Source organism: Alistipes sp. ZOR0009 (assembly GCF_000798815.1).
Lineage (GTDB): Bacteria > Bacteroidota > Bacteroidia > Bacteroidales > ZOR0009 > Acetobacteroides.
In genome coordinates, this window is sequence record NZ_JTLD01000003.1 from 38342 (window position 1) to 51801 (window position 13460).

The following is a 13460-nucleotide window of genomic DNA, read 5'->3' on the forward strand; positions in this document are numbered from 1 at the left end:
AATCGAATGCAGCGCTATTTTAGGTGAGTTTGGGTAGAGGCAGACTCTTTGTGTATCGCATAGCCTAAATTTGAACATGGGGCTACTGAATTTTACTTGTAGCGTTAACCCCGAGCTGTAGGCTCAGCTCCTGCTGCTGTTTTATTGCCCTTGCCGATTTATCCTCCTGCTGGCAGCAGCTCCTTTGTTCGGTGTACATATCGGGCTGGCTATTGGCAGCTGCAGCGTTGTTGCGCATGCGGAATTGTGTCGCTTGTGGGTACAAATGCGCTATTCCGTTAACGGAATTTTATATTTAGAGCCTCTGAAAGCTAAATTCCGCATGCGCAACGGTATGGACAGAGGGTACAAATGCGCTGTTGCGCATGCGGAATTCTGTATCAGGAGGGTACAAAAGCTAAATCCCGAAACGGGATTTAGCTTTTGGAGGCAACGTTGCCGCAATTCCGCATGCGCAACGACACCGTCGTTGGCCCATATGCCCCCGATACCATTGCGGTATGGCGAAGAGTTAGGTAGTGGTATCCCTATTCTGTTTGGGGAATACCTTGCAATTATATTTTCTATGTGCTAAAAATTTCACGCTACATAATGAACTTTTATAATGCATGTTGGTTCCAATATTGAGGATATGGTGTAGCTGCTGCTTTTTATTGCTGTATCGGGAAAACCCTTAAATGTGGTATGGCACCTAGCTCCTTCTCCTGATTCGTCGGCAGAATCGGGATGCCGAAAAAAAATATTAATGGCGTATTAAAAAAAAATGTATAAAAATTACGTCCATTTAAAAGAGTTGCCGTAAATTGTTTTCAAATTAAAAAAACATTGAGACTTATGGAACTTGAGCATCTCGAGTTAAAGAGGTTGGGAAACAACGAGGCCGTGAGCTACACCATGGAGTGGTTGGTTATTATTGCCCTTTTCCCAAATTTGCAGAAAGCGCTAGCAAAGAGCCATACCCCCTTTAAGGTAGCGGTACAGCAGGCGGTAGATGCAACCACCAAGATTGACCTTACCGGAATAACCGCCAACCGTAAGGAGAAGCACCTGGAACGCGGTTCGAACTATTTACGCTTTAGGGGTATTGTTGAGTCGGGCATGCAGAGCAACGAGGTTGCCGAGCGTAGCGCAGCCGTAAAGCTAGTACGTACCATTAGGCTCCACGGATGGCGTATGCAGTCCAAGCCAGCCGATAAGTTTTCGACCTCGCTTACGGGGCTCATTGGTGCCTTAAAGGATCCTGAGTTGGTTGAGGCAATAGCGCTTGTTGGGGCCGATAAGGCTTACGCGGCACTTATTGCATCGCAGGTTGAGTTCGAGAAGGCAGATGCGCTATGTATTAAGGCAAGAGCTGAAAATAAGAAGATATCTCCCACGAAGGCGCTAAAGCAGGTTGGTGTGGAGTTCACTAAGCTAGTAACAGCCATCGAGGGGCTACTGCTTACCTCAGACGATCCGCAGCTCGAAGATATGGTGAAGCAGCTTAACGTGCTTACCCTAGCCAAGCGGGCCACCGTTAGAGGTAAGGCTACCCGCCTTGAGAATGCAAAAAAAGATATGAGCGCTCCAAAGAAGTAGCGGCAACGGCTGCTACTGTGGTTTAAAAAGAGCCATTGTCCCAAGGGACGATGGCTTTTTTTGTGCTGTCTGCTGCTGAGAAAGCTCAGCTCGTTGGGTACTACTTCTTTGTTTAGGGGTGGTACCTCTCCTTCTGCTTGTTCTGCAGGGGGAGTTCCCGACTGTTTGGTGCAGCTTAACTATTCTTTTTAATGTTAAAAGCATGGGTAGAATTACTCGACATTCAAAAAAAATGGTTAATATTTGTGCTGATATGAGGGAATTGTGTGGTGGGATTGTGCTGTTTGACTTTTTTAATCATTACTACCATCCTCTAAAAAGGCCTGTTTCAGGTCGTTAATTTTGTTGGAAATCTTTCTTTAATTAACCATGTTGGCAATGGGTAAGGGGTATACTATATCTGCTATTGATCGGAGGCTGAGAATCCTTTTATTATTTTTTGTACTACTGGCTCCTAGCGTAGGGTGGGGACAGGTAACAGGAATGGCTTGGTTTCAGTTTGAAAATGATCTGAACTCTACATATAATATAGGCAACCCTACTATGAGTAAAAGCGGTAGCAGTTGGAGGTATGTTGCTGGTTATAGTGGGCGAGGATATGAAAGTTCCGGAGATGGAGATTATTTGGATATTACAATCTCGACAGTAGGATATAAGAACATTAGCGTTAGGTGGGCTGCAAGGAGTCAGTCTGCGAGTCCTAACAACAACAGTTTAATCTTGTCAACCAATAATGGTTCTACTTGGAATTCTAGCGCCTATACGCATGTTTTAGCGAATTACTACAACTCCCTTCCTCGGATATCCCTTGACAACTCTTATAGTGATAATCCGAATGTTATAATAAGAATATTGCATAGCCGAAAATCAGGTTGGAGCCGAATTGATGATGTAATCATTGAAGGAGAGCCCAAGTATTGTAGCGCAACTGCAACAGATACTAGATATGAGCATATAAGTAACGTTCAGCTTGGAGCTATTTCTAATACTTCAGGACGTTCTGGCTATACAGATTTTACCGCGTTGAGTACAGATGTTCTTGTCGGTGTAAATAATACATTGACGGTAACTAATGGGCAGGGGTATAATAGCGATGCTTGTAGCGTTTGGATTGATTGGAATGATGATGGTGATTTTACTGGTGCTGATGAGCTTATTGGTACAACTCCATCAGGTAAAGGTCCATATACTTTAAATTTTAGCACTCCCATTGGAACAACACCAGGAAAGAAGAGGGTTAGAATTATGATTTTTGACACCTCGGGTGGCTTTTCTGATCCATGTGCGAGTTTTACCTATGGAGAGGTTGAAGATTATACTGTAAATGTACTACCTGCTGTCACCTACTACTCTCGAGGAGGTGATCCGACTCTTCTTTCTAGCTGGAGCTTGAATAGAACAGGTGCAATAGCATCACCTCCAAATTTTACAAATCCTAATCAGGTGTTTGTCGTACAGCAGAACAGTACCATTACAGCCTCTTCTGCATGGAATATTTCAGGAGCTAATACAAAGTTACAGCTAGAGGATGGAGCAACCTTAACGGCCAATGCAGCGGTAACCCTTAGCAGCAATACCACGCTACAGCTCGATGCCAACTCGACCTACGCGCACAACAATACGGGGAATGCGGCTACCACCTTCTTTAATGCGGGTACTGAGGTTATAGATCCTACATCGACGGTGAAGTATGGATATGCAGGGGCACAGAATGTGGCTGCAGCTACCTACGGTAACCTTACCATTGCAGGTGGTGGTGCCAAAACGCTACAAGGCAGTGCAGAGGTTCGTGGTACCCTAGATCTACAGCAGGGTGCATTGGCGCTTGGTGGCAACCTGCTTACCCTATCGGGTGATGTAACCCGCACGGGAGCTGCTTCAGGAACCATAACAGGCGGAGCTACCAGCAACCTTGCCATTGGCGGCAGCGGCAGTCTTGGCACGCTATTCTTTACCGCTGGTGCCCAAACACTGAATAACCTTACCTTAAATAGAACGACATCGGGAGTTGCAATGCTTGGAACTCCGTTAACCATAAACGGAACGCTAACCCTAACCAGCGGTAAGCTGCAGCTGGGGAATAATGACTTGACTATCGCGAACTCCAGCTCGTCTGCCATTACGGGTGGCCCATTCTCGGCCAACAATATGGTGGAGACTAACGGAACAGGTTCGTTGGTAAAGGCGGGGGCCGCTGTTAACGATTTTAGAATAACCTACCCTGTAGGGAATGGGAATGTTTACTCCCCCATGGTGCTTTCTACCTTAACAGGTACAGTTGCGCCAGGTGCTACATTAAAGGTACGAAGCGAGGCCAATGCGGCTGCCGATATCCCCGGTGCTACCCCTTTAAATAGGAACTGGGTAACAGCATCTACAGGTATCTCGGGTACCATTCAGGCTGGAGTTAATTTTGACTACGATGCTGGCGACGTGCCTGCAGGTGTAACGGCCACCGACTATAAGTTCCTTTATAAGCCATCGGCATGGGGCGTTCCTGGCGGTACTGTTACCAATTCGGGAAGCGAATTGTCGGCTTCGGCTGCAACCTCGCTCACGGCGGTATGGTCGGCTTCGGTAACACCTCCCGAAATATTCTACTCCTTCCAGAGTGGTAAGTGGAACGACCCTGACTCTTGGACCTACGATCCATCGGGTACGGTTAATCCGGGAGCAGGCGTGCCGGGAGCAGGAGATATGGTACATATAATAAAAGGTGACGTTATAACTACCGAAGTTGATGGTATAGTTGTGAAGGAGCTCGATATTAGGGATGGTTCTGTAGATTTGAAGGCTACATCGGGCCATAACTTTGGAACGGTATACGGTACGGGGATTCTTAGGCTCACATCGAATACCTTCCCCGGAGGAGATTTCTCGCAATTTGATAGCGCAACCGGAGGTACCACCGAGTTTTACGGCTCGGCGGCAGACTTTATCTTCCCTAAGATGACCTTTAATAACCTGATTGTTAATCTTGACAACACAACCTCTAAGCGTATTGTTGCCGGAACTAATAATGCCCTATTTACCATAAACGGAAGCTTAACGGTTAAGAAGGGTATATTTCAGATTGGAACCGATGGAGGTACCAATACCAGCGCTAAGGTAGTTGTTGATGTTAAGAAGGATATAACCGTAGAGTCGGTCGGAACCATCAAGGTCGGAACCACAAAAATTCATGATGGATCGGTACCTGGGTCGGGCTACGCAGGTGGTTCGCTAGTTCCACGCTACTACGATGTTTACCATAAGGTATATATTGGCGGAAACCTTTATAATAAGGGTGGCGTTGTAAAGTTTATTAGCGACAACATCACCTATCCTACCTATACCTGGCTTGCGGCCGAAGGGGCTGCCTCTGTTCGCTTCTACGGTTTAAGTAACGCTTTGCTGCAGTGCGATGGGCAGACAGACTTCTACAACCTAATAATGGATAAGGGATCGGATCAAACCTACGAGCTCAATGTTAGCGCTAAGCAGTATTGGCACTTTAGGTTGTTTGGTTGTAATGCATGGGGAGGATTTGGAGCTGGTGCCAACCCCGAAATAAGAAAAGCTTTATGGATAAAGAATGGAACCGTGAGGCTTACTGGTTCTGTAACTATTCCATCGTTGGTAGAAGGTCGACCAAACCCTTCTACCCCTAATAGTGGCGACCCTAACCAGGACTATTTTATCCCAGCCAACGGCGCATTGGTGCTAGATGGTTCGGATGTGGTAGTTATTACTACAGCCGATGATTACCGCGAGGTGAATGCCGCCTACAACCTATCAATGCCGAGCAACCAATGCGGTATTCAGTATCATGGTGGCGATCCAACGTCGTTTTCTATCTATGGTACCATGCGGGTTAACGATGGATACCTATCGACTCGCGAGTCGGGAGGTTTGATTTTCTGGCCCGTAGTTTCGGGGGTAATGGAAATCAACGGTGGTTTTGTGGATGCTAAGCAGCTGCGTTCGGCCGATGGAAATGCTGGTATTGCTTCCTACATTCAAACAGGAGGGGTGTTTCAGCTTCGCGGTCAGTATGAAATAAGCACTGCTGGAATTAATACGGGTGCTCGTAATGCATTGAAGGTTGCCAACTCGTTTACGGGTAATACGAATCAGACAGGTTTGCAGGATACAAGAGGTACCTTTAATATCGAAAGCGCAAACAACGTGTTTACCATGACAGGTGGAGAAATTCGTCTCTACAAGTCGATAGGGGATAGCGATCAAGGTGGTGTTTACGATAACATGTCAACCAACTATACCGTAACAGGGGGGACTGTCCGAATAATTAGCGATAACGCCGAGCGTAAGCGAATTGGATCATACCCGCCAATCTACAACCTCGTTATCTCCAAATCGAATAGTAACGCAGGTTATGCCGAAATTGATACCAGAGCGGGGAGCTTACCTTTGACCGTTCTAAACGATTTGACCATAGAGAATAATGCTAGGCTTAACAATACCAACACATCGCTAACGGTGGGGCACGACTTTACCTTGGGTACTGGAGCCATATTTGACAATAGAACGGCTGCTTTAAACTTTAATGGAAATGGTGCGCAGGTATTTGACATTAAGGGGCGCTTTTATAATAATGGAACAGCCGATCAAGGCGTTCAGGATGTTACCTTATCTAACAAGTCGAACTTAACAATTCAAAGTAATGGCTTGCTGGTACGAAACAGCTTAACCATATCGCCCGAGTGTGTTCTTAACGATAATGGACAAACAGTTACTGTACGTGGTAACATCACCAACTCGGGTTTACACCAAAGTAACGGTGCTGGTTCTATTACGCTTGATAATAATTCGGTTCAGCAGATTGGTGGTAGTGGAGATGGTGCATTTGGAAACCTCTTTATTAATAAAAGTGGAGGTTCGGTTTCGCTTACTTCCAATATAGCCGTAAATGGCGACCTGCGCTTGGCAACCAACACCTCTAGCTTAAACATTAGCAGCTACAACCTTAAGTTGGGGAATACCAGCAATGTTTACAGCACGATGGCAGGTACAACGCAAACATTTGATGCCAATAGGATGATTGTTACAGGTGGCTTAGGGTCCGACGGTGGCGTTACCCGCACATGGGGTGCAACCGGAACTTTCCTGTACCCTGTAGGAACCACCGGTAAGTATCGTCCTGCTACATTAACATTTAATAGCGCACCTACAGCGTGGGGCGATGTTACTGTTCGTCCGGTTGCCAGTAGGCATAAGCTGCTGCCAGGGGCGAATAGTGCCTTAACCTACTATTGGAGCGTATCTAGTAATGGTGTTGCTGGGCTACCTAGCAATGCGGTATCATGGAAGTTCGACTATAGCAATGGTTTTGTGGTAGCGGATTTGGGAGGAGGTGCCGAGGCTAACTATGAGGCACGCATATATAATCCCGTTACATGGGAGCAGAAAGGGGTTTCGACAGTAAATGAGACGAACCACTATATAGAGCTACCGGGTTATTCGAAGGTGAATGGAGATTTCGTTGCCTGCTTATCGACATTGGGTAATACCGTTCCTGCTTACTATAGTAACCCAACGTTATTAAATGGAGGAGTGTATCGTTGGGAAGATAAGGAGAACTGGACTACCGACGAGGCTCGAACTACTCCTGCTGCTTCTGCTCCGGCCGCTGGTGCCCTGGTGGTAATTGGTGGTAGCAGCATGAACCATACCATAACAGCAACTGCAAGTGGCAAAACAACCGGGGGACTGATTATTTATAAAAACTCCACCCTTGATATTGGGACAACGAACGGTCATAACTTTGGCGATGCCGAAGGAGAGTCGGTAGGAGGACAGGGTACATTACGAATTGCTAGCAACTATTTCCCCGCGGGCGACTTTGGTGCTTTCCTTAATACAGGTGGAGGTATTGTTGAGTACTATACAACAACTGGCAGCTTAAACCTAAATGCTGCCTCGATAAAGAATACCTACAATAGGCTGGTGCTGAATCCAACACAAGCCGCTCATAGTATAACGGTTTCTAAATCGCCATTAACAACTAATGAGAATTTAGAAACTAAGGGGCCTGGTGCTGCGCTTATTAGCGTAAGTAGTACCGTTAAGGGCGATTTGAACGTACAGGAGGGAAGAATGTCGATAACTGCGGCAGTTCCTATCACGGTAAACAACGATGTTAATGTAAGCGCTGGTGCAACGTTTAATGTTACTGCAGGAACAAGCGGTAGCTTAACCATTTATGGGAACCTTAAGAATGATGGAACATTCGATATGAATGGTTCTGGAGTTTACGCACCTGTTTACTTTAAGGGAACAGAAAATAAAACGATCTCTGGAGGTGGAGCTACTACCGATTTCTACACGCTAACGGTTGATAAAGGATCGGATCAAACACCTATTCTGGAGGTTGCTGGTATTAATATATCGTTTGCCAACTTGGCTCAAGCGTTGTTTATTAATAACGGTACATTTAAGGTGTCGAGCTCTCAAGCCCTTTCGTTAACCACTACCTCCGACTTTGTAATCCCAACATCGGGATGCTTAACCAATAATGGGGCCACACTTACTATTGGAAATACGGGTGCTAATGGTTTAAGACTTCTTGGAAAGTTTGAGAATCTAAGCGGTACAACCAATATTGGAAAAGATATTGAGTATGCTTCGGCTGGTCTTCCAGAGTTTAGCATGGCAGGTGGAGCGGTTAATGTAAACGGACAAGTTCGTCGTAATACCAGCAATACCGTTGGTTCGCTTAAGTATACGCAGTCGGGAGGCGATCTTCTGGTAAGAGGGGTTGGCGTAACATCCTCTCGTGGCGTATTTGAGCTGCTCAATAATAGTATTTATAACACCAGCGGTGGAACTATTACGCTACAAGCCGCAGCTGGTGGAACTATGGGCGATGTTTACATAAACCCGACCTCGTCTACGGTTACGGGAGGTACATGGCTGTTGGGTAATGGTGCAACGGCCTCCAACTCTAATTTTATGCTTTACTCGTCGGTACCTCTTTGGAGCTTAGAGGTGAATGATGCAACCCGACCAAAATCGGTACAGCTGAATTCTGTTCCTTTGGAGCTAAAGGGCGATTTGGTGATCGATGCCGGTAATACATTTAGAGCCGACGATCTTGATGTAACCATTGGTGGTTCCTTGATTAATAGTAACACCAATGCTGCCGTTGGCATAAATCAAGGCGGTTATCAGGCAAGCAGCTCCGCTACTTCGGTGCAAAATACCACCTTAAAGGGAGGAGCAGGGGCAATAACAGGTGTTGCAGGTAATCTAACCAACTTTGCCAATCTTATTGTAGAAAAGACATCTTTAGCATTAAATCCCAATACCTCTATACGAGTAAATGGTAACTTCACTCATAAGTCTGGTACCATTCAGGACGGTTCCAACTATATTGACATAGCCGGTAATATTGAAACCTCAGGTGTTGTGCAGAGTGCCTCGACCAGTGGAGGGGTGAGGATGGTTGGTGCAGCGGTACAGTCTATCTCTGACTATGATGGGAAGCCCGGTGCCACTTTTGGAAACTTTACGATTGATAATAGTGCAGGGAGAGTGGACTTGATGGATAACTTGACCATCAATAAAAAGCTCTCGTTTGTAACGGGAATCTTTAATATTGCAGGGAAGGAGCTTACGCTGGGTGCAGCTAGCACCATAGAAGGTGCCAGCAAAACGGCATACATAACCACTAACGGAGTAAACTTTGACTTAGGTGTGGTTAAAAATTACGCTATAGGTAATAATACATTTACCTATCCTATCGGTGTTGCCGGCAAGTATACCCCCGTAACGATTGGAATTAATGAGCTTTCGAAGGCAGGTGCGGTGAGGATTAAGCCTCTAAACGAGAAGCACCCGAACTTGGTGGGCGCTACCGACGACCAGCTGAACTACTATTGGAAGATAGATGCAACCGGTTTTCAGAACTATACGGCAAATATGGTCTTTAACTATTTGCAGACCGATGTGTCTGGAAATGAAACGGCATATGTTGGTGGACGATACTATAACGGAAACTGGAATCCATCTTTAGGTATTGCAGGGGCTGTAAATGCGGGTGCTAATACTATTACGCTTTCCAACCAAGCAACCGTTGTAGGAGACTTTACTGCGGGTGAGAGCCCCAATTTTGACGATCAACATGTTTACTACAGCCGTGTGGTTAATGGTTTCTGGGACGATCCTAACTCATGGAGGTTGGATAGTCCTTCTGGTCCTACAGCGACAGTAGCACCTAACGGTAATCAGGTAATAATACAAAATAACCATACTATTACCATCCGAAACAATAAGGAGGGGGCAACCTACTCCTTGGAGGTTCAGGAAGGCGGAACCCTTGACTTAGGAAAGACGTGGGGACATAATTTCAGAGTTTTACGTGGTGGCGGTACAGTAAAAGTTACCGCCTCGGATGATGGACAGTTTAAGTGGGTTGCCTGCGATGCGAGTGAGTTTGTGGCAAATACTACAGCAACATTTGTATTTACTGGTGCTGGTCAATTTGAAGACGAGTATTCAACCTTGCCTAATGTTGTATTTAATGGGGCAGGTGTTAAGTTGCACGATCGCTCTCCGCTTACCGTTCGCCAGAACCTGACGATTGATGCTGGAACTTTTGTAAAAACTTATATTGCTGGGCAATCTTCCAAAAACTACTACCTGCATATTTATGGTAACTGGACCAACAATGTAGGGCTATCTGGATTTGATGAGTCTAAAGTTGGTATTATTAACTTTGTGGGTGATAAGCCTCAAGTTTTAAAATCGACTGCAGATGAGTCCTTTTATACGTTACAGGTTAGTAAAACGGGCGATAAGCTTACGCTTGATGCAAAAACAATTGTTGTTTGGAATTTGCTGATGTATAGTGGCGTTATAAAATCGTTCCCTACCAAAGAACTCTTTCACTTCTATACGAGTCCAATTATGTATCCTGCAGTGCCTGCTATTTGTTATGTTGATGGGCCGATGCAGAAGAGACTACTTAATGGTACCACTTTTGAATTTCCTATTGGAAAAGATGGGCGTGTAGGAAAAACAACTGTAAATGCGATTACACAAACGACGTCTCCTGGTATATGGGAGGCTGAGTACTATAACGCTAGTCCTTCTACGAATACACCGTCGTTAGACCCCAAAAGTTTGCAGGCACCTCTCGAAACGGTATCTAACGATGAGTATTGGAGGATTAAGGGACCTGCTGGAGGACAGTCTAATGTTAAGCTTCGTTGGGATGCTAGCAGCGCTGTTGTTCCATTAGGTGTTACCAGTAGGCAAAAACTTCGTGTAGCAGAATGGGATGGAACAAAGTGGGTTGGAGTAGGGAATAAGGTGACAGAAGCCGCTAAAACCGTAGAGACGACAGCCAGTAGATCTTTGGCTGGTACTAACAAATACTACACCTTATCGGTGGAATCTTTACCTACGGCAACCATAAATGATGCTTCTTCTACCAAATCAGGATGTTTGTACGAGACGCCAACCGTTGTGCTTGATTTGACAGGTAATCCAAGCTTTACCGTTGGATATAAGATTGATGAAGGGGCTACCCAAACAGTCTCCGGGATAACAGGAACTCCTTATTCCGTATCCAAAACGGGGTACCAATGGGGAGGAATAGGCGATCACACATTACGTGTTGTAAGCATTAGCGATAATGCGTTTACAGGGATCAAAGATTTTGTAAAGACTATTACCATTACCGTAAAGGATACGCCCGATCCGGCTATTGACGGGAAAGTGACTGCTGCTAAGGGCGAGACGGTTACCTACGAGGTGCATGATAAGAAACCCTCTAGCACCTATGTGTGGACGGTAACTAATGGTACTATTCAGGGGGCTAGTACAGGTAATACTATTACGGTAAAGTGGAGTACTACAGCTACGTCAGGAACTGTAACTGTGAGAGAAACTAACTCGACAACAACCTGTTTTGGTGAAAAAATAGTTAATGTAGCGTTGCAGGCATCTCTTAGTCCTGCAATTGCAACCACCAATACCGATAAGCTCACCAACGCGTGTGCCAACGAGACGGTAACTTACTCTACCTCTTATGTGGCAGGACATGGATATTCTTGGAATGTTACTGGAGGAACCTTCGTTAATGCGGGTGCAGGAAACGATGCTTCTATTAAGGTTACATGGGGTTCATCTGGCGTGGGCTCTGTTAGTGTTACCGAGTCTGCGGTTGGGTTTGCTCAAGGTACCGATACAAAAAATATAACAATTCGTTCCTATCCTTCCTCGTCGCCAACGCTTACCGACATTTCGGTATGTAATGGTAGTAGCGGTGAGATAGTGATAGGTAATCCAGAGGCTGATATATTCTACCAGCTTCAGCTCGAACCTGCAAATTCGGATGTCGGTTCGGAGATAAATTCGGCTCCGTATAAATTTGTAGTATCGCCAGCAGCAACCTCTACCTACCATGTTAGGGCTCGTAATGAGTATGGTTGTGCTGTTGTTCTGCCTGATAAAGCAACGGTTACAGTTAATGCAAAGCCAACGGCTACGCTTACGCTTTCCGATGCAGATGGCAAGATTTGTAAGGATGCCTCCATAACATTTACGGCACCAGCCGGTGAAGCAAATTACGAATTCTTTGTAGGAGGTGTTTCTAAGCAAAGTGGTGCTGCCAATACGTTTACAACAAACTCTTTAGCCGATGGGAGTAAAGTGAAAGTCTCCGTAGCCAATGCGGCTGGTTGCGTGGCAACATCTAGCGAATCAACCATTACGGTGATGAACCCAGCTGGAGCCCCTTCTGATATTACAGGAGTAGCAACCGTGGGTACTCTTCCTAAATCGGAGGTGTATACGTCAGGAGGACTAACAGCCCCGAATACTTACCGATGGGAAGTTTCTCCGGCAGGTTTTGGAACAGTAGGCGCAAATGGTGGCGATAGCTTCTCGGTTAATTGGACAACGTCGGGTAACTATCTTGTTAAGGTATTTGGAACTAACGAAGGTTGTGGCGATGGTGGATCAAAGCAGCTTGTGGTGAACGTGGGCTTGCCCGCCAAACCCGTAACACCTACCACTACAACCAACCCAATTTGTCAGGGTACGGCTAGTAGTACGGTGAGCATTTCGGCTGCTCCGGCAGGTGCCGATGCCAACTTGTATGTATGGACGCTGACCCCTGCTACTGCTGGTACTATTACCGGAACAACAGCTAGCGCAACTATAGCCTGGGATGCGGCCTACGCTGGCGATGCTAAGGTAGATGTTACGGCTAAGAATGGAACTGGAGCAGGGCCAACTTCTGATGTGCTTACAATAACCGTAAAGCCAGCTCCTGCGGTAGCTTGGGATGCGGCTAACGTCTACAAAGGATGCGCTGATGGTACAACTGTTCTTACCTTGACTAATTCTACCTATCCCACCTATACTTGGAGTGTGCAGGATAATATTGGCGGGTTTACGCCAACCAACAGCTACCAGCCTACCATTACGTGGCTCTCTAATGGGGCTATCTTTGGTGCGGGCGTAGTGCAGGTAAGCAAGAATGTTACCGTAGTGGTAACGGGTACCAACGGATGTACAACAACATTAACAAAGAGCGTAACGGTATACCGTCGTCCCGTAACAGGGCCGCCCTACCATATAGGGAATAATATTGCTAAGTAGCGCTAAGGGCATCTCGAAGGAGGTGCCCTTTTTGTTTCTACCTCCTTGTGCAGCTACTTTTGTGCTTACGAATGTGCAGGTGTAGCCTGCGCGATGTGTGAATAAGTACTGCACTGATAGTGTGCCGATGTTGCTTTTAGCATTGGTGAGCGGCCGTTTTTGGAGGAAAACAGGTGAAGAGGAATGTGTTGTGGAGATTCCTTTTGCACTTGATTGAGAGGACTGCTGCAAATAAGTTGAAGTTCTTTTTGGGTGAATGGCAAAAAAAGTTA

Annotated in this window: 3 protein-coding genes; 2 read left to right on the forward strand and 1 reads right to left on the reverse strand. The window is 45.9% G+C overall.

Annotation, left to right across the window (positions count from 1 at the left end):
* Positions 1 to 82: 82 nt before the first annotated feature.
* Entirely contained in the window at positions 83 to 238 is a 156-nt protein-coding gene (locus L990_RS19795) for a hypothetical protein (RefSeq protein WP_156121260.1), read from the reverse strand.
* A 596-nt stretch (positions 239 to 834) separates the two neighbouring features.
* Between L990_RS19795 and L990_RS00645 the strand changes: the two genes are divergently transcribed.
* Positions 835 to 1578, forward strand: coding sequence for a DUF6261 family protein (locus L990_RS00645; protein WP_047444495.1), 744 nt, complete (start codon positions 835 to 837; stop codon positions 1576 to 1578).
* Between the two features lie 378 nt (positions 1579 to 1956).
* A complete protein-coding gene (locus L990_RS00650) occupies positions 1957 to 13188 on the forward strand; it encodes a beta strand repeat-containing protein (protein ID WP_156121261.1) in 11232 nt (3743 codons plus the stop codon).
* The last annotated feature ends 272 nt before the right edge of the window (positions 13189 to 13460 follow it).